The sequence below is a fragment of the Ruegeria sp. HKCCD4884 genome, from assembly GCF_013110855.1.
In the GTDB taxonomy this organism is placed as follows: Bacteria; Pseudomonadota; Alphaproteobacteria; order Rhodobacterales; family Rhodobacteraceae; genus Ruegeria.
In genome coordinates, this window is the sequence record NZ_WVRJ01000024.1 from 1 (window position 1) to 23,118 (window position 23,118).

The following is a 23,118-nucleotide window of genomic DNA, read 5'->3' on the forward strand; positions in this document are numbered from 1 at the left end:
AACCCTAGTTGTAAGGATACCCAGTTCGTTTGTTCAGCTTTCATGCCTACAGCCCCGTAGCCTTCCAACAGCCAACCACTGCGAATATAACCAATGCCGGTGTTTGGCTGCAGGCTACAAAAGGCTTGGAGGGCGTCGGCGTCAGCAAAGTCCGCAAAGGAGCCATTCTCTCTGCAGTACATTATTGACTGCGATGCGGGACAAACCTGTCTTTTAGTGTTTTTCGCGAACGTTCGCTTTCCGCGCTTTGCGGAAGCCGCTAACAAACCAACAGGGCGGATAAACAGTCTCCTTTGCCCAACAAATGGTTGACTAATGATAACCTAAGCCGTCCGTTCAATCTTGGACGTAGAAGCATGCCTAGCGGCGCGCGCACGGTGCCGCTCATATAGTGCTCCCGATCATAGATCGAGCTTAAAGCTACCGGCTTGCCAAGTCGAAAACGTTTTCGTCCTGCTCACCAATCATTTGCTTCGGCTTTGCAATGCTAAAGCTCTCGACTTGATTCCGGCTGTCAAACACGTCCGCCCTGATCAAAGTACGGGTCTTTCGATCTCCATCGATGGTCTTCTCCAAACGGACCAACAGACGGTATTTGCTGCCTTCCGCCATCAGGTCGGGGAAGATCTCGAACCCTTTGTAAGAGAACGGGTCCGGCTCGGACTTCTCAACGCCGCCGAAGAGTTTTGAGTAGAGGGACAACGGGCGGCTCCTTTCAGCCGGCTCTAGTCGGCGACTAGTGCCACTAAACGCCGGGCTGAAGAGCATTTCACGGTCAATTCGTTGGTTGCCCGATGTGAAAGTACTCACTTTACAAGGTCAAAATGCCCCTATCAGCAGTGAAGAACCAACCCAAAAGAGTGACGTCTGACACTACGCTGGTGTCGCAACAATCCTAGCGGCGTATCAGCTTCCCAGACATACTGATTTGACCTCTCGCAAATGCAATCCGAGCATCAGTAAGGTCGGCCAGAGTAGATAGGTTTGGATTTCAACGTTCTCTCCAAAGGTCAGCAGGAGAACTGTGAGCAACAGCCCGAGCGGCAGCCTCCCGCGTTCCGACTTTATGGCGTCCAGGGTGACGATTGCTAAATGACCGAGGAAAGGAACGAGAAACGCGGCAAATCCGGTCAGCCCTTTCACGAATAGCAATCCGTACCAGGTGTGATGGCTGCCGATCGGCATGTACTCAACAAGATGCGCACCGGGTCTGACTGTGCCGTGCCCGAAAACCATCGCATCCGATTGCCAGCGCTCATACGCTATACGCTGCAGAGTTTCGCGTACGCGGGTACTATCGGCGCGCGCGGATTTGAACCTGTAAAGGGCTCGGTTGCCGAATTCGACAAAGACTGCGCCCCAAACGGCTACGGTGGTGGTGACTGCAGACAATAGAATCCACCCCAAGCTGCGGGCGACAAGTGGCAAGAGGCGGGGTGACAGCGAGCAGATCACCAATCCGACCATACCCATTCGGGACTTGGACATAAGGATCATCAGAACTCCGGCAGCCAAGCCGATGACCTTCCAGCTGCTGTGTTTTTCTTCCAGGGCAAATAGGACCATGCAGACACCCAACAAGGCTGCGAATGGCGACCAGGGCGCAAAGAACTGCCACCGCGGCGTGCCGCTGGCGGGGTCGATTGTATACAGGTAGACCGAGAAATATTCAGGTCCCGGGCCGCCCACTGCTTTAAGGGGAGATGTAAACAGCAGATGCGGCAGACCGGCATACGGGGCGGCAATGAGCAACGGCAGAAGGCACAAGGTCCAAAGGCCTACCACACATTGCCCTCTGACCAAAACCTCGCGCCGTATTGGCAAAACCGCCCCTGCTAGGATAAACAACGGGATCAGCGCCCAACCCTTTGCCCATCCGATACTCGATTTGATCGTTTTGGTGGTGCTGAGGTTCCAATCCGCATGGCCTGCCCAAAGTGAGACCAGCATCACCAGCATGCCAACGCTCCAGATCCAGACCAGAGCAGGTACAGGGCCCGTTGCACGCATATCCAAACGGATCACCGGGCCGAGATAAAGTGACACCCCGGCTATCGTAGCCAACATCCAACCTAGCACCGGACCGATAACATACAGCGCGCCAAGCCCGTAGAACGGCCATGTCCAGATCAGCGTACACCAGACGATCTTTTCGGCTGGCGTTTGAGGGGCCACACGCGTCAAACTGCGGCCTCTTTCTGGTCTTTCAGCAGCTTTGAGATCAGCGGGTTCCGGATCCATGCCAGAACCAAACCCATCAGCAGCATAAGGCTTGCAACGATCCCGGCGGCAATCGAGATCTTCTTGTTCGGCGAAGACGGGCGAGTCGGCAGAGACGGGTTCTCCAGCACTTGGATCAAGGGATAGGAGGCATAGACATCGGTCTTTTTCGACTCGGACCGCGCGATGGCAGAGGCGAACACGGCTTCTGCCACGGCGAAATCTCTCTGCCGGTCCTCCAATTCAGCGGCGATAGGGGCGAGGTCTGACAGGCGCAGGGTTTCCAAACGAACTTGCGCGCGCTGTGTCGCGACATGCTCTTCCAATCCGGCGCGCAAGGCATCTTCGCGCACCAACTCGCTGAGCAACTGCGCCCGTTGCCCTTCCGGCGCGCGATCCAGTCCACCGAGCTGCTCGACCTCAAGACCAGTCACCTGCGCCGCGCGTTTTAAAGCAACCGAACGCGCCCCTTCATATTCGTTTTGGGCATTCACATAGATTGGGTGGCGCGATCCGTAGGTCGCGTCGGCTTGCGCCAGCTTTGCAGCCCCCACCGACACATCCGCAAGCAACGATAGGTACTGCGCATCAGCATAGAGTTTCAGCGTTGCCGCCGCTGCGTCGGAGGGCAGATTCAACGCGACTTGAAGCGCGGCGACACGTTCCGATTGGCGTGCCAGCTCGCTCTCCTGCGTTCGGAGCTCCTGCTTTGCACGGTCATTAGCGGCGACCTGCTCTTGGTATTGCGCGACTGATATCAGACCGCTTTGCGATTGCAGCTGTTTGATCTCGGCCCGCGTGGCCTGAATTGCGCTCGTGTAGTCTTCGATCGCGCCGGTATTGCTGGCCTCACGGGTGGCAATTTCATCGGCGCGCAGGGCGTCAATCTCAGCGAAAAAGGCGGCCACCAAGGCGTCTCCATATTGCTGAGCGTCTGCCGAAGAGGCCGCCTGAAGCTCGATATGGATCAGGCTGGTTTGATCGACCAGTTGCACCCGCGGCTTTCCAAACGCGTCCCGGTCAGCCTCTACCGCCTTGGCTGCCGCGTCGAGTATACGGTCGGCCGACAACAAACGTTTATACGTCTCGGTCGGGCTGATTGACCCGTTGGCAAAGGCGGAATTCGCGTACGAGGATGCCTGACCGATATTGGCCAGATTGACCGATGCCGAAGCGCCAGATCCTGGCAGGATTAATGATGCGTGAGAGGTGTATTTGACAGGCGCGGTCGCCAAATAGCCGCTGATCGGGGCCCAGATGCAACTCGCCCCAAGAAGGTATAATGCCACGTAACGAGGCAGGCGGCCTACATCGCTAAGGCGCCCGCCCTTTACGATGCGGCGCCACCCGAGCGTTCTGAAATTGGATCGGGAAATGCGCACCCAATGCAGAAATTGCATGTCGCGCGTGGACTCAGAGGAGTTCGAAATCTGTTGCGGCATGGAAAAACCCTTTCTTACAAGGGTGATACACCGCATCTGATTGCTGATCATTCGCTCAGCAGGCTAGGGGCCGAGGGGATTGGGAGCGTCCCCTATCCCTTCGGATAGTTAGGCCTAGAACAACCCAGCCTCGCGCGCGGCCAGGGCGGCCTGCGTTCGATTGCTGACACCAACTTTTCGGTACAAAGTCTTCATATGCAGTTTGATCGTTGGCTCTGACAGATCCAGATCACGAGCGATTTCCTTGTTGGATTTGCCCTCAGTCAGCCCTTTCAGAACTTGCCGCTCACGCTCTGTCAGTTTTTGAGCCATGGGGTGGGAGTCTTCCGGCTGCTCTGCGTTCATGAAACCCGCAGGCAGGTATTGTTCCCCCATCGCCATAAAGCGGATCGCGTTGACCAGAGATTTAGCCGGTAAAGTTTTTGGGACGAAACCGGCTGCACCAAGCTCTAGCGCGCGTTGCGCCAGATCACGCGAGGCGTCGCCGGTAAACAGGGCCACATGCTGGGCACCGTCCAAAGCGATGCAGGTTTCAAGTCCGGCCAATCCGTTCATGCCGGGCATGTTCAGGTCCAGAAGAACCAGATCAAAGGCTCCGTCGTTCTCAATCAAAGTTTTCGCGGCTGGGAAATCCGGCGCGGTCTCCACCTCGATTCCGCCTGCTGCATCTATGAAGGCAACGAGCGTATCCAAAATAAGGTCGTGGTCGTCAGCAATAAGAACTTTCATCTCAAATCTCCGTCTGCCCCCAACCACACCCAAATGCATTAGTAAAACATTGAACCCATGGCATGAAGCCTTCCTGACGGACAGGTGAATATCCAATCGGATAGGTCAGCGGGCCGTTTTCACCACGCTATGTGCTGCGGGGTCGTTTGAATAGACCTATTCTCCGATCTCTCTCCGGATGCTCGCCTATCGGTTGCAGGGTCTCATTGGCAGTCTGAAGCCACAGATTGTCATCGTTGATCGGAGAGTTCCATGCAGTTCCTGTCAGTCCAAGATATGCATAAAGGCGCGCAGCCAACACCCATACCAACTTTGGAAAAGCCTGAGATTTTGGGTCTGCCAGTTGTGAACGCCCGATCCGGACAGGTGATCTCAAAACTGCTGGATGGGACCCACCGGACTGTGTTTTTCCTGAATGCACATTGCGCAAATATAAGGGCTCGCAACCATACATATCGAGCAGCTTTGGCCCGGGCAGATATGATCCTACCTGACGGAATTGGGGTGGAGGTCGCGGCAAAGTTGCAAGGTGTCCAGCTGGCCGAGAATCTGAACGGCACTGATTTTGTGCCCAAGCTGCTGAAACGGGCCGCGCGTCTTGGGCAGTCGGTCTACCTGTTGGGGGGACGTCCCGGAACAGCTCAGGCAGCGGCGGCGCGGTTGCAGCACATGATCCCCGATTTGGCCGTGGCTGGCACGCGCGATGGATTTGAAGAGGCCGTGCGGGTTGATGAGGCGATCGACGATATCAACCAATCTGGCGCAGACATCCTGTTGGTCGCAATGGGCGTCCCACTGCAGGAGCTGTGGATAACGCGGAACCGCCACCGGCTTGACCCTCGCATCGTGCTGGGCGTGGGGGCTTTGTTCGACTTCCTGGCCGGCAATGTACGTCGGGCACCGCGCATCGTTCGGCACGCCCGAATGGAGTGGGCATGGCGGTTGGCGATGGAGCCCCGCCGCATGGCCCGCAGATATCTAATGGGCAATTTCGAATTCCTCGGGCGTGCCGCGCACAATTCTGTCCCCAAGGTCTCAGCATGTCGCCTGCTGGACCTCACTTTGGCGGTGGTCGCGCTGTCTCTTCTGGCCCTGCCCATGGCCGCAATCGCCGCATTGGTGCGATTGGACAGTCGCGGCCCCGCCTTTTTTCGGCAGACACGTATCGGTCGAAACGGGGTGCCCTTCGCGATGTACAAGTTCCGCTCGATGACGCAAGACGCAGAAGCGCGGCGTGCGGATCTGCTCAACCATTCGGATCGTGAGGGCGTGTGCTTCAAAGTCAAAAATGATCCACGCATCACCCGCGTTGGGAAGGTTCTGCGTCGGTTCTCTCTGGATGAACTGCCGCAAATCTTCAACGTGCTGAAAGGGGAAATGTCGCTGGTCGGACCGCGCCCGGCTTTGCCCGAAGAGGTTGCCGCATATCCTGACCAAGCGCTGGAGCGCCTGCAGGTTCGTCCCGGTATCACTGGCCTGTGGCAGGTTTCGGGCCGCGCGGGCATCGGCTTCGACCGCATGATCGAACTGGATACAGCCTATGTTCGCTCCCGCTCGCCCCTTCTGAACCTCTTCCTCATCGCATTGACCGCACGTGCCGTCGTGTCGGGGCGCGGCGCTTACTGATCAACCCTAGGAGCATTAATATGACACGTATTCGCAAAGCTGTTTTCCCGGTCGCGGGTCTGGGCACAAGGTTTCTGCCCGCCACCAAATCGGTGACCAAGGAGATGTTGCCGCTGATCGACCGCCCTTTGATCCAATATGCAGTGGACGAGGCCCGTGCCGCAGGGATTGATGAATTCATCTTCATCACCTCAACCGGCCAATCCGCGCTGGAGACGTATTTCGGGCGGAACTCGGGGCTTGAGCGCAAACTCAAGGATGGCGGCAAAACCACCCTGCTGAACCGTTTGCGCAGCACGAACCTTGAGGATGAGACATACAGCTTTATCCAACAAGAGAGCCCGCGCGGTCTGGGCCACGCAGTCTCTCTGGCGCGAGACTTTGTAGGTGATGAACCCTTCGCGGTGATCCTGCCGGATGATGTGATCCACGCGCAGCGCCTAGTCCTGGTGCAAATGGTCCAGAACTTTGAAGGCAGCCACATGATCGCGACCGAAGAGGTTCCATTCGACCGGATCAGTGCCTACGGCGTGGTCGATATCGAGCATAGCAAAGGGCAGGTGCAACATCTGAAAGGGTTGGTTGAAAAGCCATCCGCCGATGAGGCACCGTCCGAGTTTGGCATTGTCGGGCGGTATCTTCTTCACCCGTCGATCTTCGATCAGCTGGAAGGTTTGGCACCTGGCGCAGGCAACGAAATCCAACTGACCGATGCGATCGCGGCCGATATCAAAAGGACCGGATGCCACGGCTTCGCCTTTCAGGGAGAGCGTTTCGATTGTGGATCGGTCGCCGGATACCTTGAGGCAACCACCGTTTTTGCGTTGGAACGTGCCGAGCTGCGGGACGGGTTCAAATCCATGTTGCGTCAGCGCATGAACCTCCTGTCTGCTGCTGCATGAGACCGAGGCACCTATCCGTTCGGATAGGTGCGTATCCCCATGCCCATCTGTCGCTGTGGACCTCTTTCTGGTTTCTTACGGTCAAAGAAATGGAGACTAAAATGCGTCTGTTTTTTGCGATCCTCACAGCGGCGTTCACCTTTTGCCTGACGTTTGCGCACGCCGAAGACTTGGCGGCTCCGTCAGGAGAGGTAATTCTGACCATTTCAGGCAACATCGCGCAGACCAGGCCCGACGGGGCGGCGCAGTTCGATATGGAAATGTTGCAGGCGCTGCCGCAACGCAGCTTTGAAACCTCGACGATCTGGACTGAAGGCGAGACCAGCTTTGTCGGCGTTCCCCTGTCTGTCTTGCTGGAACGGATCGGAGCAGAAGGCGAGACAATCCGGGCAACGGGGATCAACGACTACGCGGTTGAGATCCCTGTGGAGTCGATCTCGGAACAGGACCCGATTGTCGCCTATGAGATGGACGGTGCGGCGATGTCACGGCGGCAGAAAGGTCCGCTATGGATCGTATATCCATACGACAGTGACACCAAGTACCAGACCGAGGTGATTTACTCTCGCAGCATTTGGCAACTCGACAGGTTGGAAATCGTTAAATAGCGTGGGGTTACAATACAGTATGAAGTGGGCGATGCGGGCCAGACATTGACAAGAAATTTCCAAAACCACTCGCGTCGCCGGTGGGCTTTCGGGCTCATCGGCATCGCCGTTCTGGGTGCCCTAGCTTTGGTCGTGTTGCTGTCCGTCAAGGTAATATCCGATCTGCGCGACCGGCAGTCGGCCCGGACAGACAACGTGCAATGGACGCTGACACAGGTCGAGGTCGAGTTCCTGTTCTACCTCAACGCGCTAGAGGCTGGTGAATCGGATGCAGAGGCAAGCACTGAAAACCTGGACCTTATCCGCCGCCGTTTCGATCTTTTTTACAGCCGTATCGATATTCTGAACACCTCGCGTCTGTTTGAAACGCTGCGAAGTGACCCGAAATTCACTGAACCTCTGAGTAACGTCTCCGCCTACCTGGAGGCCTCAGTGCCTACAATCGACGCTGGGGATCCTGGGCTCATTGCGGGGCTGCCGGATCTCTATGACGGCGCGCAGGGGATCGCTCCAAAGGTGCGAGAGCTTTCGGTCTCGGCGATCTCGTACTTTGCAAGCCAGTCGGATCATCGCCGTGAGGAAACCGCGCTCAGCCTGTTTCAACTGGCCGTTTTGTCCGGTGGGTTGTTTTTGACGCTGACTGCGGTCAGCTCCTACCTCTTGGTGGTCAACCGCAAAGCTGATCGGCGGGGGCAGGCGATTCAGCAGGCAAACCAACGCATGAATACAATCCTGTCGACCTCATTGGATGCCGTGATCGTGGTGAACGCCGCCGGCACGGTGCTGGAGTTCAACGCGGCTGCACAATCGATTTTCGGGTATTCCGAGGCAGAGGCCAAAGGGCATTCGATCGGTGAATTGATTGTGCCTTCGCATTTACGCGAGGCCCACAACCAAGGCATGGAGCGGATGCAGAGCGGAGGCGACCGTCACGTCGTTGGCAAGGGTCGCGTCCAACTTGAGGCGATGCGCAAGAATGGGGATGTCTTTCCCGTTGAACTCGCGTTGCAATCCGCCCAGGCCGGGGATGAGGAAATCGTCATCGGTTTCGTCCGCGATATCTCACAAAGCGTTGCGGATCAAAAAGAGCTTGTCTCGGCCCGCGACCGTGCGCTTGCCGGGGAAAAGGCCAAGTCGGATTTTCTGACTGTTATGAGCCATGAGATCAGAACCCCGTTGAACGGGCTGCTGGGCAACCTCACCCTTCTCAAGAATACGCGCACGACCAAACAGCAGTCTCAGTTTGTCCGCAACATGGAGATCTCGGGCCAGGTTCTGCAAAGCCATGTGGATGCGGTGCTGGATATTGCTCGGTTCGAGGCCGGCAAGCTGTCAGTCGCGCACGAGCCAACCGACCTGAACGCGATGCTGCAGGACCTAGTGGATGGTCAAAGCGGCAATGCGGCCTCGCGCGGCAACTCAATCTCTTGGCAATGGGTGGGTGGAGCCTATCCGCATGTCGCGACTGATGCGCAAAGGTTGCGGCAAATTCTGCTGAACCTCGTGGGTAATGCGATCAAGTTTACCGAAAATGGCCGTGTCTCTATTGAGGTCGAAAGATGTGAACCTGAAGATCAGGGTAAGGCACATGTATACGAAGTGCGTGTGATCGATACCGGGGCTGGCATCGCCGATGATGAGATCGACGCCATTTTTGATGACTTCTACACCAGCGATCCCTCTATCGGTCGCAGGTTCGGAGGAACCGGGCTTGGCCTGGGAATTGCCCGTAGGTTCGCGCAGACTATGGGCGGTGAGGTCGGGGCGGAAAGCACATTGGGCGAAGGCAGTGTTTTCTGGCTGCGGATACCGTTGCAGCCGTCGGCGCGCGACCAACTGCTAGAAGCTGCTCTGATCAATACCGAGACCGTTCGCCCTCTGAACTTGTTGGTGGTCGAAGACAACGAGATCAACCTCGAGGTCATCTGCAACATGCTGGCGCTGGACGGTCATTGTGTAACGACAGCGGAAAATGGGCAGGTCGGCGTCGACAAGGCCAGCAGTCAGCGGTTCGACGCGATCCTGATGGATATCAGCATGCCGGTGATGGATGGACCAACCGCTGCACACCATATTCGTGGCGGTCAAGGGCAGTCGACCGATGTGCCGATTATCGCTGTGTCGGCCAATGTCCTGCCAGATGCGGTTGAGACCTTTCGCGCCGCCGGTATGACGGCTTTCATTGGAAAACCGATTTCGCTGAATGCCCTGCGCAGGGCGCTTTCGGTGGTCACGCGCACCGACGGGCAGATTTCGGAGCATGCGCAGCCAGATCCGTTAGCGGAGTTGAAAGGCAGCCTCGGCCCTGAAGTCTTTGCCCGCCTGCATGCCAAGTTCATTGCCGAAGGGGATGAATTGGTTGAACAGCTAGAAACCGGGGCATTTGACCAGACAGATTTAAGTCAAATAGCTCAGGCCTGTCACAAACTGGCTGGGAGTGCAGCAACCTTCGGCGTGGAAGAGTTTAGAGAGGCGTTAGTTGCGGTAGAGACTGCAGCCAAAGAACACAAAGACATCACTAACAAACTCGCTGCAGTCTCCACTGCTTGGGAGCGGGCGAAATCATCGCCCGCTTGGGATTGACTTAGGGCGCCAGCAGCGCCGCTGCGCCGACGATGCCAACTGCGCGGGCGACCTCGGTCAGGCCGGTAACCTTACTGTCGTAGCATGCAATCGCATCTCCTGGCAGAACATAGGGGTCATAGTCATCGCGATCCCCACGTCGCAGCAGCTTTTCGATATTGCGTTCAATAACGATCGAGTTCCCGGTCATCGGGTTGCGGGTGAACAGGACCGCGCTGCGATTGGCATTGGTGGTCTTGGCCCCACCGACGCAATTGGTATCGACTACGGCCTGCAGGTAGCGCGTGCCATAGGGTACCTCACGCACGTCTCGTCCAATGGCCGACTCTGCGTTGCCGGTGGCAGGTTGCGTGAGATTGGACATATAAAGCGTTACGCCGGGCGGGCTGATCGGGCTGGGACGCATCAAATCATCCTGAAAACACCCTCGGCTGTTGACCACGATCTGATCCCCGGTCAGCAGCATGATGTCGGTCGGATCCGAGCCTTCGAACACCCCGCGCAGGTCCATCCGGTAGATCGTGCCCTGCCGGTGCAGCTCAACTGCTGACAGATCCGCATCCGGGCGCACACCTCCGGAAGCGCGAATGGCGACCGAGAGGTTGCGCGCCTCGGTCGAGGCACCCAGCACGCCCTGACGCCCTCGATCCAGTGCGTCGCCGGGGATGCCTCCGATCTCGACCGAATGGGGTTCAAACACCGCGCCTTTCACGCCGACAGTGACCGAGGCGAAATCGCTGATGCGCGCCGTGACGCGCGGGGTACTGTCGTAGAACTGTGCGGCTACCAGAACCCGGGCCACGTCCCGCTCGACCTGCTCGGTCGTTCTGCCCTGCGCGCGCACCGGCGGCAGGTACGGCAGCTTCAGGTCGCCATCGCGGGACACAACATAGGTGTCGCTGAGAAGCTCATCCCCGTCGATGGTGATCTGCACCATATCATTGCGCGAAAGTTTCTCGCCCAGCAAAGGGCTAAGCGCGGGTTTAGACCATTTGGCAAAGGCGTCTGTGCCCTGATCCCCGGTCGGAGGCATACAGGCGCGCCCGTTCAAGTGTTCCGCTTGCAGCAACGGCGCATTTGCCCGGCGCCGTGATGGGGCACGGTACTGGGCCTGATAGCTTTCGCCTTTTGCGACGGGTTCGATGTTGCGCGGGGTCTTCATGCTGCTGCAACCCAATAGAGCAATCGCGCTGACGGCCCCTAAAACCAAAACTTTGAAATGTCGTTTCATTTTGAACTCTCCTGAACTGCATCCACAGCTACAGCAGTGTCTCGATGTGTGTCAGACCGGCATCGGGATTGCCGTTTATCCCAATCGGATAGGTCGCTCGCCCGATGGTTCGTCTGGCTGTCCGCCCGCGTCTGGGACAGGGATGTCGCTGCCAATTAGAACTGATCCCAACACTGTTTTTGGACACTTGGCGATATGACTCAGCGATTGGTAAATTCCAGTTTCCTGCGGCACCTTTTAGCCTATGCGGTGTCCGAAGTGGCGGCAAAAGCCTCACGTCTTGCGGTGGTCGTGGTTGTGGCCCGCACTCTCAGCCCCGAGGCTATAGGGCTGGCTGCCGCTGCCCTTGCGGCAGGGGATATCCTAAAGGCGCTAACCGAGAACGGCGTGGGGCAGAGGATCATCCAAGCCCCGCAGTCTGAGCTGGAACAGCGCTGCAACACCGCGCATCGTATCTTCTGGGTCTGGTGCGGGGCGCTGTTTTTGCTGCAGGTGACCATCGCCATTGCCCTCTATGCGATAGGGCACCAGACCCTGGCGCGGCTGCTTGCAATTCTGGCCGGAGAGTACCTGTTCATGCCCGCGGGTCTGGTGCAGGCCGCGCTTGCGATGCGTGAGGGCAAGCTACAAAAGACAGCCGCTGTTGCCGGAGGGCAGGTGGTTGGCGCAAATGCTATGGCCGCGTTACTGGCGCTGCTCTGGGCCTCGCCGCTGGCTTTGGTGCTGCCCCGATTGCTGGCCGCCCCGATTTGGCTGGTCCTGATGCGCCGTCTACGTCCCTGGGCATCACACGCGCCGCGCGGGTTTGCCGCCCTTCGCCCCTTTGTTGACTTTGGCTGGGCTGTTCTGGGGGTTGAGGTTGTCAAAGTTCTGCGTTTGCAGGCCGACAAGCTTGTGGTTGGCGCGATGTTGGGGGCCGAGAGCCTTGGCATCTACTTCATGGCTTTCAACGCTGGGCTCGGCTTGGCGTCATCGTTCACGCAGGCCTTTTCAGTCGTTCTTTTCCCACATCTTTGCGCAGCCCAGGACAAAACCAAGGCGCTGCGTCATGGGCTCGGCACGTCCCTCTTGGTGCTGAGCCCGTTGGTTTTGCTGCAAGCCGCGCTTGCACCGATCTACGTGCCGCTGCTGCTGGGTGCTGAGTGGCAGCAGATTTCACCGGTGGTCTCGGTCTTGTGCCTTGCCGCATTGCCCAGCGTTATCTGGTCCGCCGTGGCCGGCTGGCTGCGGTCCGAGAACCGCGCGATCACCGAGCTACGAGTCAGCACGGCCCTTGCATTCGCATTAATCCTCAACACCGCGATCATGGCGCCGTTCGGGCTGATGCCGGTGGCGATGGGATACCTGACGACCAGTGCTGCCCTCATGTTGATCGCCTCTTGGGTTCTGCTGCCTCGGGATCAAAAGACAACAGAGAGGTTCGGCTTCCAATGACCCGCTTTACCATCATCGTGCCGTTTCACACCGATGCGGACACAATTGCTGACACGCTGACCAGCATTCGCGCGCAGAGCTTCACGGAATGGGAGGCGATCTGCGTCGGCGATCGTCCCTCGAAGGCGTGCCTGTCCATTGTGCTGAATCACATTGCCCAAGACCACCGTATCCGGATCGCAAGCAGCCCCTTAGATGGCCCAAGTGCCGCCCGCAACTATGGGGCCGAACTGGCCAAGGGAGACATGCTGGCGTTCTGCGATGCAGACGATCTGTGGCACAAGGACAAGCTGGCGCAGCTGAACGAAGCCTTCCAATCCTCTTCGACGGATGCGGTTTTTGGGCAGATCAGGTTCTTCGCCGATCAGCTCGGAGATTCTCAGACATGCTCGAGGGTTCCTAACGCACCACTGACCATTCCGGACCTGTTGGCTGAGAACCCGGTCTGCACCATGTCCAACCTTTCAATCCGTCGCGAGGTCTTTAACGCCGTTGGCGGGTTGGACGCGAGAACGGTGCATAACGAAGACTTGGATCTGTTGATCCGCCTCGCAGGCGAAGGGTTCACCATCAAAGGGGTGGATCAATTTCAGGTCTGGTATCGCACCAGCGCCCGGGGCTTGTCCTCGGATTTGGCCGCCATGCGCGCTGGGCGGGCCTACGCGGTCAAAACAGCCGCATCATATGGCGTGTTCCCGTCACGGTCGTCCGAGGCCGTCTATCTGCGCTATCTCGCCCGCCGGGCGTTGCGGTTGGGGCATCAGGGTCAGGCGCTGTCTTACACACGCAAAGGCTTGAGCCTGCATGCGCGCAGTTTTCTGCTGCCCCTGCGCCGAGGACTGCCTACCGCCGCAGGGGCCGCGCTGGCCCCGATCCTACCCCAAGCGATCAAAAGCGCGTTGTTTTCTTAAGAATTCTGAAGGAGATCACCATGCCCACAGCATCCATCGTCGTACCCGCCTACAATGCCGAAGCAACCTTGGCCGAAACGCTCGCCTCACTGCAGGCGCAGACCTATGACGATTTCGAAATCATCATCGTCGACGATGGATCGCAGGACGCGACCTCCGAGATTGCTCGCGCGCACCAAGGCGACACACGCGTACGACTTGTCGGGCAAGCCAATCGTGGGCTGGCGGGGGCAAGAAATACTGGCATCGCTGCCGCGCGGGGTACATTAATCGGCTTTTGCGACGCCGACGATCTGTGGATGCCCGAGAAGCTGGCGGCTCATGTTCACCATCTCAAGGCCGAACCGGACGTGGGGGTTAGTTACTCCGGCAGTGCCTTGATCGACGAAGCGGGGTGCATGATGGGGATCAAACAAGCACCCCGCCTGAAGAATGTGACTGCAGCACATGTTCTGAACCGCAACCCGATCGGCAACGGATCGGCGGCCGTTATTCGAAAGACAGTGCTGGAGGCTTTGGCCTACCGCCCGAGCTTTGAAACCGAGCGGGATTGGGTCTTCGATGAGACCTTCCGGCAGTCCGAAGATATCGAATGCTGGATGCGGCTGATGTTGAAGACCGATTGGCAGATCGAAGGTGTTCCGGGGCTGCTGACCCACTACCGGATCAATGCAGGCGGGCTTTCGGCGGCTTTAGATCGCCAGTTAGAGGCGTGGGAGAGGATGGTCGCGAAGCTGCGCCCGCTGAACCCTGAATTCTTTGCCCAGCACGAACCCTCGTCCCGTGCTTATCAGCTGCGCTATCTGGCGCGGCGGGCTATCACCAACCTCGATCGGGACAAAGCTTGGGAGTTGTTTGCACGCAGCGTCCAGGAAAGCCTCCGCCCGGTGTTTGAGGAACCTATGAAAACGTTCAGCACTTTCGCCGCAGCCCTTGTGTTGAAAACGTTTGGACCCGGCCCGATCACCCGGCTGGGACAAATGAAATCCAAACTGCAATCGATCTGAGAGAGGCGTCATCATGGAACAGAAAAAGATACTCCACCTGGTGGACGACACGACAGCGGGCGGCGTGATGCGGATGCTCGACCATCTTTTGGCGCAATCAGATCTGTCCGAAACGGTCGATCAAAAGGTGTTGAAGGTCAAACGGACTGCATTTTCTTGGGGCAAACTGAATGCGGATGTCATCGTGTCCCACGTCGTACCAAGCTGGAGAAGCTTACCCGCGTTCTCGGCGCTTCGCGCAATGCATCTGGACACTCGACTGGTCCATGTCGAGCACAGTTACACCCGGGCATTCACCACTCTGAATGTCCCACACAAACGTCGGTTCTTTGCAATGCTGAGGGTGATCTATTCCTTCTTCGATCAGGTGGTCGCGGTCAGCCATTCGCAGTCGGGCTGGATGAAGGAAAGACGCCTGGCCGCCTCGGAAAAGCTGACCGTCATTCCTCCGACCGTTGATCTTGAGCACTTGTCGCGCAACACGATGCCTCCCAAGTCAAAGACCACAATTGGTGCCATCGGGCGGCTCGAGCAGCAGAAAGGCTTCGACATCCTGATCCAAGGCTTTCGGTTAACCCGAACGCCGGGCGCGCGTTTGTTGATCTTTGGCGAAGGCAGTCAGCGTTTATACCTTGAGACACTGGCAGAGGGTGACCCGCGCATAGAATTTCGGGGCCACGCCGAGGACCCTGCAGAGGCCTATCAAGCCGTCGATATCGTTGCGATTCCGTCGCGTTGGGAGGCCTACGGACTTGTGCTGGACGAAGCGCTTGCCGCGAAGCGCAATGTGATCGCCAGTAAAGTTGATGGGTTACGTGACCGTGAAGGAGATACGAGAGTTTCATTCTGCAACCTTGACCCTTATGATTGGCGACTTGCGATCAATAATTTTCTGCTTTCCAACACTATTGAGAAAAGCAGCTGAATCAAAATTTGACACTGGATCTTTTGCGTTTTTGCCGAGCCATTCGCTGCAAAATCAATTGTGATTTCAAAGAAATTGCCTGAGGCCAGCTTTGCGTTTTGTGCGCGAGCCTACTTAGCGCAGTAAATCTTGGTGCCATCTGTGGACTGCGAGCGGTTATTGCCTTGTGCCAAGTGGACGGCAGCTATGTCCGCAGAGCGGACATTCATGCAAGCTGTAGCGAATGGCTGTTTCGAGCCCACTTTGACCGATGCTGCGAGATGCCCTAGTTACAGCAACGCACAGAAAGCGGACTTTGCAAAGCGCGTTGGTCAACATATTTCAGCGGTTCACTCACAGACTAGTTTCAATTAGCGGCCCGCCATTGCAAACATTTGTCGCAACTACAAAATCTGGTTGTTTGTGAGCTAAAGCATTGATCTCAAAAGGCCGATCCTGTTGGAAGGGTGAATTCCCTTAGTTCGAGTTCTCAGATAATACGTACTGATGGATATTGTCGTCACTACGACCATCATTACTGCCCTTTTTGTTGTAATCGGCGTGGCGGAGCCACTGGCCGCTCGATTGCGTTTGCCCTTCAGCGTTATTCTCGCCATCCTGGGGATAGTGATCGGGCTTGGCGCGACATTCTTTCTCAACACAGACCTGACTGATGCGCTGAACCCGGGGGCGCAGGCAATAATTGATCTGCCGATCCGCTCCAACGTGTTCCTCTATGTTTTCCTGCCAACGTTGCTCTTCCAGGCGACGCTCGGCATGAATCTACGCAGGATGCTGGATGACTGGATGCCCATCCTGATGATGGCCGTTGTGGCGGTGATTGTGGCTACCCTCTCTATTGGGTATGCGCTCAGTTGGGTAAGTGCTTTACCGCTGGTCGCCTGCCTGTTGATTGGATCTATCGTTTCGACAACTGATCCCTCGGCAGTCGTCAGCATTTTTAGGTCTATCTCTGCACCACGCAGGTTGTCGCGAATAATCGAGGGTGAAAGCCTCCTGAACGATGCTGCCGCGATTGCTCTTTTCGGGCTATTCATGAGCTTTGTGATGCTCGGGAGACCTGATCCATCACTAAGTGAAGCCGTGGGGCAGTTTCCGCTGTTGATCGCCGGTGGAGCGCTAACTGGTTGGCTTATGGCTCGTATGGCGATTTGGATGATGGCTTTCGTAGACCGTTGGGACAAGGCGCAAATTTCAATTTCTGTCGCGCTACCGTACCTCGCCTATATCGTTGCGGAACAAAGCGTCGGGGCTTCGGGTGTTATCGCTGTGGTGGTCACAGGACTAACGCTCAACCTCACCGGCCCCGGTCGTTTGTCACCGATCGCATGGACAAATCTGCAAGAAGTATGGGATCTCCTGGCGCACTGGGCCGGAGCGCTGATCTTTATTCTTGCGGCATTGTTGATACCGAGGCTTTTGGAAGGGGTGCAGCCGTCTGACTTTGGCCTGCTGGCAGTGGTGGTTCTTGCCGCAACGCTGGCGCGAGCGGCGGTACTGTTCGGCTTGTTGCCCTTGCTCACGACAATCGGTCTGTCGCCAGTTGTGGAACGCCCCTATCGCACCGCAATGCTTTGGGGTGGGCTGCGGGGCGCCGTGACTTTGGCATTGGCACTAGCAGTCACCGAAAGCACACAAGTACCGCTCGAAACAAAGCGTCTGGTCGGCATTTTGGCCACTGGCTTTACGCTGTTTACACTGATTGTCCAAGGGACAACCTTGCGAACGGTGATCACAAAGCTAGGGCTCGACGAACTCACTCCGCTTGATACGGCATTGTCGCGTCAGGTGGTCGCGGTCGCCTTGCAATCGGTCCGCGAGGATGTATCCCGCACCGCAGAAAACTACGACCTGACCCACCAAATTGTAAGAAACGAAGCCAAACAGTTTAGCGAACGCCTCGACGAGGCTGTAAAGGCCGCCGAGGACATCGCGGAGATCCTTGATCGCGACCGGATCACGCTTGGCCTTATCGCGTTGGCCGGTGCAGAGCGGGATTCAGTTTTGGCCCGAATGCGCGAGCGCAGCATGTCATCCGTTCTCAGCGAAAAAACTCTGTCAGACGCGGATCGGCTCATTGAAGGCGCAAGGACCGGTGGGCGGATAGGCTATCAGCGCGCATCCAATCGATCTGTCGTCTATGGCAAGTCTTTTCGGATCGCCGTTTTCCTGCACAACCGCCTACGAATCTCGTTTCCGCTCACTCGTATAACAGCGGACAGGTTCGAAAGACTGCTCATGCAACGCCTGATCCTTCGGGATCTCGATGGGTTTGTCCGTGGTCGCATACGCCGGATCCACGGTCGCCGGGTTGCGGAGCTGCTAGACGACCTGTTGGAGCGCCGATCCGAGGCGGTTGAGACAGCGCTTGAAGGATTACGGCTCCAATATCCAGGCTACGCGGAAAAGCTGGAGCGGCGGTTCATCCGAAGAACGGCATTGCGATTGGAGGAGCGAGAATATGCAGCCATGCGCGAGGACGGCCTGGTAGGCGAAGAGCTCTATTCAGTGTTGATGCAGGAAGTGGCCGCACGACGAGCTTTATCTGAAGGGCGTCCGGTACTGGACATCGCCCTAAAGGGGCGGGATCTGGTCAGGCAGTTTCCACTATTCTCTGATCTCGACAAAGCTTCATTGCGAAAACTCAGTAGAGCGCTTCGTACCCGTTATGCCAACGCGGGTGACACGATCCTTTCCAAAGATGAATTGACCCGGAGTGTGTTTTTCATCGCTTCTGGAGCAGTCGAAGTAGAGTTCGGCCGACACACCACGCGGTTAGGTCGTGGCGAAATGTTTGGGCAATTGGCCATGCTAATGAAACGGCCCCGTCGCGTGAGCGTGCGAGTGTTGGCACCCTCTACATTGCTTGTGCTTGACGAAGCACGTTTTCGGAGATTGCTCCGGCGTAGTAAAGCCATGCGGAACTCTGTCAAGAAGAGCGCCAGCAAACGCATGATCGACCCTGCGGTGTTGGACCTGGATGAGCATGATGGTTTTTCTGATCAAGGATAGCTGAAATGAAAATTCATCAATTGGACCGGAACCACTACAACGGTCTTTCCATTCCGCGGAAGCGTGATGTACGCTTTGGGCTGACTGCGGTCTTTTGGAGTTATAATACGAATGGCAGCAAAGTCCGCACAGCAGACGCTCACGAGTACTTTGCAAATGACCGCATCGAGCCCAGAGCAGACTAAGTGATTTTTAGCCTTAACCTAATGTCACTCATCCCTGAGGTGTGTACCAAATTGGTGATGTGTAGGCCCGCTCCTGTATCGAGCGCGGTGCTTCGTCTGGGATCTCCGTTCCGAACACCTTTGCATCGTAGGTCGTCCAACGCGGCGTCGGTATTGCCAGCACTCTGACATAGTAAAACGCGCTTTGAGTCGGGTCGAAGTTCGGGTCTTCCCAATATCCGGCGAGAATTGCCTGGCCGATGTCGTTTGTCCAAGAAGCGGTTTCTACGTCTACCGTATTGCCAACAGGGCCGTCACACGCCGCGTTAATAAGTTCACGCCCACCGCAAGCTACATCATAAATACGTTCCGACGTTGTGCCGTCACTGTTCAGCCAGCCTTTGACAATCTGAATGCGGTCGAGGTTTGCTCCATCGGGGTCATGGAGCGCACGGATGAGAAATCGCGGAGACCGACCGTCACTGTCCGCTTGCAAATCCGCCCCCATCGGGACGCCATTTTCATATCCATACGCGGCAAAATCCGCACGTGGCAGGTCGGTTTCGTCGAATTCATATCCTGCAAAAACGCGAACACGCATGCGCGGCCCCGTGGTCGCATAGACCTCTTTCCGAGCAAAAGCATCCCAAATGGCATCGCGGGTGTTTTCCTTTGCCCAAACGGCCGCCAAACCCGACGCCGAAGTCTGCCATGCATATTGGGCAACACTCTCGTCACCACCAATACCGCCGACGACCTCTTCAAATCGGATCGGGTCAGCAGTAGGTTCAACAGCCGCGACTTTCCCGAAGAAATTGTCCTCGCCAACCGTGGACAGCGATGTATGAGCGTCAGTTGAGCCGATCACGCCAAACTTGAACGGATTTATCCCAGTTTCCGCCTCGTATCCAAGTCCGCGGCGCAACGCGGCCCGCGCATACTCGCGTGGAAGCATCTCCGGTGTCTTGGGCTCTGGTCCAAGTTGTCCTTTATCCCACGTTTCGAAGTCGGCAAATTCATCGTCTGGTGACAGCATGGGATGTGCTTCGCCGTCACCTTTCATTTGCGTGATTTCGTAGATCGGTTCCCACTTGGCACGTTGTTTGAAATACTCAACATCGAAGGGTTCGCCGGACAAGCGCACTTCGTCGAACATCAACCCGTTGGACAAGTTGCCATTGTGCGGGATCGCACGCAGCTTTTGGCCTGTTGTCTCTTCGGCTTGTTCCATCCATGCCCAAAGGTCTTCGGGGTCGAAGCTATCAAAGTTCGAGAACGGGATGATCTTGTCAGCGCCCTCTTTGCCACCGTTGAATATGACATTCCTGTGTAGGTTGTTCCGCTGTGGGTTTGAGGTCCACTCGAACCCGATAAGCGCAGTAAACAAGCCCGGTTGATTGTGTGCCTCAGCGGCAGAGGTAATGTTGCTCCACGCTGTTTGGTAAATCTCCTGATAGTCCGCCAATGGGTCTGTGCCAGTGGACTTGGCTTGGCTCCAAATCGACCATGCGCCGACGGGATCGCCGGCCTCGACAGCCGCGTTCAGTTGCTGACCAAACTCCGTAGAGAGCAGCGTGGCATCTTTGGCTGCTAACAGCGGCGCGAGACCCAAGTTCTCAGCGTGATCGGCAACGACCAGAAAATCTAGTGGTCGGCGCAACCTAGCTTCGACGCCAGTGCTAGATGTCACCACCTCGCCCTTGGCGAAACGATACGCTGCATCAGGTTCAAGTATATTGCCGATCATACCAGCATCGGCGGAGTAAGAGGTATGCAAGTGAGTGTCGCCGAAGAAGACCTGATTGGGAAAGTCTTGTTGTGGGTAAGGGGAATACTCTCTGTCGCCAGGTTGAGTGTTTGGGACGTCCTTGGCCTGCGCACCAGCCGCAAGCGCGATAGTCAGAACAGATGCTAAACGGAACATTTCCTAACCTCTTATTTTGTTCAGAGTTTACATCGTTCAATACAAGTAACTATCACGCATAGTCTGAACCATGTTCGCTCAGCATAGCTGCCGTTAAATAAAACTTTACTAACAATGGCTGCGAGCCCAAAGCACTGTTCACGCAATAACTAGAGCACATGACTGTACCGAAGTCTCAAATCAAAATGGTCTTCTAAGTTGGTTTGCTAGAGAACGTCGAGGTTCCATCAATTTTGGCAGTTCGACGACGCGCAATCTCCTGTCGAATTAAATCTATGTGCAAACGTGCATCATATGCTCCCTGGCGGTATGCGAGCGGCAGATTCAGATTTGTAAGGGCTGTATCTACTTCTTCGATATCTTTGGCGACCTCCTCTACTTCAGTTGAGGTCTGTGCCTTGCTGAGTTCCTCCTCAAGCGCAGCGATGCGCTGATAAAAACGCCAGACGCGGCGCTTTTGAAACCACACGTAACCGGACGGGACGATCCGCAGAAACGGTACTAAGAACAATAAAGGCAACAGCAATAACAATACGCTGCCAAACTGCGCTGCTATCCAATATGGCAAGACGCCGTGCAAAAAGTTTGGCCCAGAGTTTATAAGTTCTGTGGCAATTTTGTTTAATGGCACAGGTGGCGAAGACGTGTTTGGATACTCGCGCGCACTTTGCAAAATATTAGGTTCGCTATGAATGTTCTTTGCTGCATTCACTAACCTATCGGTTACCGCAGGGTGCAGATTGGATGCGGCGATAAGTGAAGCTCGCAATGCTAAGATCTTAACATCCTCTGGTGGTCTCGGAGGGTCGAGTGTGATTGATCCTGCGGGTACAGTTACCGAATTCGCTCCTGAAAGTTTCAATGCGAGGGCGTCGACCAAAGCCATAGGGACGAAAATGATTTCCGGATCAAAAATTGCATCCATAAGGTAAGGTGCATCGAGTGGAGCGACAAACAACGCCGCATCCGCTTCGTTGGCATATAACGCCTTTATCGCATCATTGCCCCCGACATCGACGAGGTTTATGCCGACATTTTGCAACTCGGCGGCCTCAATTAGCGCTAAAGCGGCGGCGCGAGTACCGGACGCCTTGGTTCCTGCAGCTAAGCGAATGTCTCCCCATTCTCCTGCATTGGCCCCGACTGGACTAGACTTTCCGCGGAACACCACCATAGGTTCAAGAAAAATGGCGCCCAAAGACTGTAAGTTCTCGTCCTGAGGTATTTCCAGGCCACCCTGAACAAATGCGGCATCCACTTCGCCAGAAACAAGTTTCTGAATGTTCTCAACCGACCCCTCGGTTTCAACTAAAATTACCTGAATGCCGTCACGTGCAAGTTCTGCTTTGTAGAGTTGTCCAACTTGCCAATATCCGCCGCCGCTTATGCCAGCAGCCAGCTTAATACTGTTGGGCGGTTTCAAGCCAAAGATCAGAAAAACAAGCAACCCGATAAACACAATCGGAAAAAGAATGAAAAGAGCTAAGCGCATTTATTCTCACATTCATATGATCGGAACCGATAATTCGTTCTCATTTGATAGCAGTCTTTTTGCCAACGAGAAACCGATCACAGTGGGTAGCACTCGAAAGTTCGAGTTCTTAGGTTCAAGTATCCCCGAAGATTAAGTTGGTAGCGCAAAAAACCAAGAACGCTTGAACGAGGTTAAAATCAAAAACTGGCCGTCTAAGCAACGGTTTATCCTATCGTAAACCAGAGTTTTGTTTTGTCTTTTTTGTCGGCAATGCCCCGCATCTCGGAAATTGCAAAGTCTTGTTGCGAGTGTCCGGTTTGGGCTGTCTGTGGTCCTTCGGTGAAAGCGGGCCAATGGCGGCAAAGTCCGCAATGCAGACTGTCAGCTGAATCGAGCGAATGACCGCACCGAGCCCAGATCGGAAGTTCGCTCGCCTAAGGCGAAACGAGTGGTTTTGGACGGTTTTGCATTAGCCTAGTCCCAATTAGCAGAGATAAACATCCAAGCGTCAGCCCCATTGCGAGGGCATTGGCAACGAAGACACTACTAAACAGGGATATCGCTGTTCTTCCTGCCTGCTCGATGGACGTATCGAATACGATCGACACCCAGTCATGCAGGTATAGTGCGAACAGGACCGAGAGCCCTACGGGTGAGATGATTAGCGCTGCGCCGAGGGATGCCAACCCTCGCCCGAGGACGGCCCGCAGTGTTGATCCTTTTAGTACTATTGCGGCTGTGGCAGCAAAAACGACAAGTGCAGAGAGCAGAACGAGCAATATGTCCACAATTGGGGACAGGTCTTTCGTGACAGTCCTTGCAAGGGCCGAAGTGAAGGGCAATAGAACGAAGGTCGCAAGCCCTGCAGCAAGGAGCCCTGTGAACAACTTGGACAACATGCCGGACGAGTGGCTGCGGCCCCGGTT

17 protein-coding genes are annotated in these 23,118 nt (G+C 56.1%); 9 read left to right on the forward strand and 8 right to left on the reverse strand.

What is annotated here, in order from left to right; all coding sequences use genetic code 11:
- The 5 genes from GS636_RS22615 to GS636_RS22215 all read right to left on the reverse strand — a co-directional run.
- Window positions 1-182, reverse strand: a 182-nt coding sequence (locus GS636_RS22615) for a hypothetical protein (protein ID WP_216602997.1), incomplete at its 3' end; no start/stop codon positions are given.
- 238 nt (window positions 183-420) lie between these two features.
- Entirely contained in the window at window positions 421-702 is a 282-nt protein-coding gene (locus tag GS636_RS22200) for an HlyU family transcriptional regulator (protein ID WP_171672826.1), read from the reverse strand.
- 204 nt (window positions 703-906) lie between these two features.
- On the reverse strand, window positions 907-2,175 hold the full coding sequence (locus GS636_RS22205) for an O-antigen ligase domain-containing protein (protein ID WP_371808767.1): 1,269 nt from the start codon (window positions 2,173-2,175) through the stop codon (window positions 907-909).
- A gap of 5 nt (window positions 2,176-2,180) precedes the next feature.
- Entirely contained in the window at window positions 2,181-3,662 is a 1,482-nt protein-coding gene (locus tag GS636_RS22210) for a hypothetical protein (RefSeq protein ID WP_171672828.1), read from the reverse strand.
- A 114-nt stretch (window positions 3,663-3,776) separates the two neighbouring features.
- On the reverse strand, window positions 3,777-4,391 hold the full coding sequence (locus GS636_RS22215; RefSeq protein ID WP_171672829.1) for a response regulator transcription factor: 615 nt from the start codon (window positions 4,389-4,391) through the stop codon (window positions 3,777-3,779).
- 252 nt (window positions 4,392-4,643) lie between these two features.
- Between GS636_RS22215 and GS636_RS22220 the strand changes: the two genes are divergently transcribed.
- The 4 genes from GS636_RS22220 to GS636_RS22235 all read left to right on the forward strand — a co-directional run bounded on the left by GS636_RS22220 (window position 4,644) and on the right by GS636_RS22235 (window position 10,110).
- Window positions 4,644-6,017, forward strand: coding sequence for a WecB/TagA/CpsF family glycosyltransferase (locus GS636_RS22220; RefSeq protein ID WP_253762975.1), 1,374 nt, complete (start codon window positions 4,644-4,646; stop codon window positions 6,015-6,017).
- Between the two features lie 20 nt (window positions 6,018-6,037).
- Window positions 6,038-6,919: a UTP--glucose-1-phosphate uridylyltransferase gene (locus tag GS636_RS22225; protein ID WP_171185313.1), complete on the forward strand. Its 882-nt coding sequence runs from the start codon at window positions 6,038-6,040 to the stop codon at window positions 6,917-6,919.
- Window positions 6,920-7,020: 101 nt separating this feature from the next.
- On the forward strand, window positions 7,021-7,527 hold the full coding sequence (locus tag GS636_RS22230; RefSeq protein WP_171185316.1) for a molybdopterin-dependent oxidoreductase: 507 nt from the start codon (window positions 7,021-7,023) through the stop codon (window positions 7,525-7,527).
- A gap of 45 nt (window positions 7,528-7,572) precedes the next feature.
- Window positions 7,573-10,110, forward strand: a complete 2,538-nt coding sequence (locus GS636_RS22235) for an ATP-binding protein (RefSeq protein ID WP_171672830.1) — start codon at window positions 7,573-7,575, stop codon at window positions 10,108-10,110.
- 1 nt (window position 10,111) lies between these two features.
- On the opposite strand, the gene GS636_RS22240 is transcribed toward GS636_RS22235, so the two are convergent.
- A complete protein-coding gene (locus tag GS636_RS22240) occupies window positions 10,112-11,341 on the reverse strand; it encodes a polysaccharide biosynthesis/export family protein (protein ID WP_171672831.1) in 1,230 nt (409 codons plus the stop codon).
- Between the two features lie 195 nt (window positions 11,342-11,536).
- Here GS636_RS22240 and GS636_RS22245 point away from each other — a divergent pair, with 195 nt between their 5' ends.
- The 5 genes from GS636_RS22245 to GS636_RS22265 all read left to right on the forward strand — a co-directional run bounded on the left by GS636_RS22245 (window position 11,537) and on the right by GS636_RS22265 (window position 18,630).
- A complete protein-coding gene (locus GS636_RS22245; protein ID WP_171672832.1) occupies window positions 11,537-12,775 on the forward strand; it encodes an oligosaccharide flippase family protein in 1,239 nt (412 codons plus the stop codon).
- A complete protein-coding gene (locus GS636_RS22250) occupies window positions 12,772-13,686 on the forward strand; it encodes a glycosyltransferase family 2 protein (RefSeq protein WP_171672833.1) in 915 nt (304 codons plus the stop codon). Before GS636_RS22245 ends, GS636_RS22250 begins: the two co-directional genes overlap by 4 nt.
- Before the next feature lie 20 nt (window positions 13,687-13,706).
- Window positions 13,707-14,693: a glycosyltransferase family 2 protein gene (locus GS636_RS22255; RefSeq protein ID WP_170636897.1), complete on the forward strand. Its 987-nt coding sequence runs from the start codon at window positions 13,707-13,709 to the stop codon at window positions 14,691-14,693.
- Between the two features lie 13 nt (window positions 14,694-14,706).
- On the forward strand, window positions 14,707-15,618 hold the full coding sequence (locus GS636_RS22260; protein WP_171672834.1) for a glycosyltransferase family 4 protein: 912 nt from the start codon (window positions 14,707-14,709) through the stop codon (window positions 15,616-15,618).
- Window positions 15,619-16,104: 486 nt separating this feature from the next.
- On the forward strand, window positions 16,105-18,630 hold the full coding sequence (locus tag GS636_RS22265) for a cation:proton antiporter (protein WP_171672835.1): 2,526 nt from the start codon (window positions 16,105-16,107) through the stop codon (window positions 18,628-18,630).
- Window positions 18,631-18,843: 213 nt separating this feature from the next.
- Here the strand turns inward: GS636_RS22265 and GS636_RS22270 are convergent, their stop codons facing one another.
- Entirely contained in the window at window positions 18,844-20,718 is a 1,875-nt protein-coding gene (locus tag GS636_RS22270; protein ID WP_171672836.1) for a DUF3604 domain-containing protein, read from the reverse strand.
- A 193-nt stretch (window positions 20,719-20,911) separates the two neighbouring features.
- A complete protein-coding gene (locus tag GS636_RS22275; protein WP_171672837.1) occupies window positions 20,912-22,210 on the reverse strand; it encodes a TAXI family TRAP transporter solute-binding subunit in 1,299 nt (432 codons plus the stop codon).
- Window positions 22,211-23,118 lie beyond the last annotated feature (908 nt).

Excerpts from the sequence above, each read along its gene's own strand:
- GS636_RS22220 (WP_253762975.1), top strand. The coding sequence starts at position 4,644 with ATGCAGTTCCTGTCAGTCCAAGATATGCATAAAGGCGCGCAGCCAACA.
- GS636_RS22230 (WP_171185316.1), top strand. The coding sequence starts at position 7,021 with ATGCGTCTGTTTTTTGCGATCCTCACAGCGGCGTTCACCTTTTGCCTG.
- GS636_RS22265 (WP_171672835.1), top strand. The coding sequence starts at position 16,105 with ATGGATATTGTCGTCACTACGACCATCATTACTGCCCTTTTTGTTGTA.
- GS636_RS22240 (WP_171672831.1), bottom strand. The coding sequence starts at position 11,341 with ATGAAACGACATTTCAAAGTTTTGGTTTTAGGGGCCGTCAGCGCGATT.
- GS636_RS22245 (WP_171672832.1), top strand. The coding sequence starts at position 11,537 with ATGACTCAGCGATTGGTAAATTCCAGTTTCCTGCGGCACCTTTTAGCC.
- GS636_RS22225 (WP_171185313.1), top strand. The coding sequence starts at position 6,038 with ATGACACGTATTCGCAAAGCTGTTTTCCCGGTCGCGGGTCTGGGCACA.
- GS636_RS22275 (WP_171672837.1), bottom strand. The coding sequence starts at position 22,210 with ATGCGCTTAGCTCTTTTCATTCTTTTTCCGATTGTGTTTATCGGGTTG.
- GS636_RS22260 (WP_171672834.1), top strand. The coding sequence starts at position 14,707 with ATGGAACAGAAAAAGATACTCCACCTGGTGGACGACACGACAGCGGGC.
- GS636_RS22250 (WP_171672833.1), top strand. The coding sequence starts at position 12,772 with ATGACCCGCTTTACCATCATCGTGCCGTTTCACACCGATGCGGACACA.
- GS636_RS22210 (WP_171672828.1), bottom strand. The coding sequence starts at position 3,662 with ATGCCGCAACAGATTTCGAACTCCTCTGAGTCCACGCGCGACATGCAA.
- GS636_RS22270 (WP_171672836.1), bottom strand. The coding sequence starts at position 20,718 with ATGTTCCGTTTAGCATCTGTTCTGACTATCGCGCTTGCGGCTGGTGCG.
- GS636_RS22255 (WP_170636897.1), top strand. The coding sequence starts at position 13,707 with ATGCCCACAGCATCCATCGTCGTACCCGCCTACAATGCCGAAGCAACC.
- GS636_RS22215 (WP_171672829.1), bottom strand. The coding sequence starts at position 4,391 with ATGAAAGTTCTTATTGCTGACGACCACGACCTTATTTTGGATACGCTC.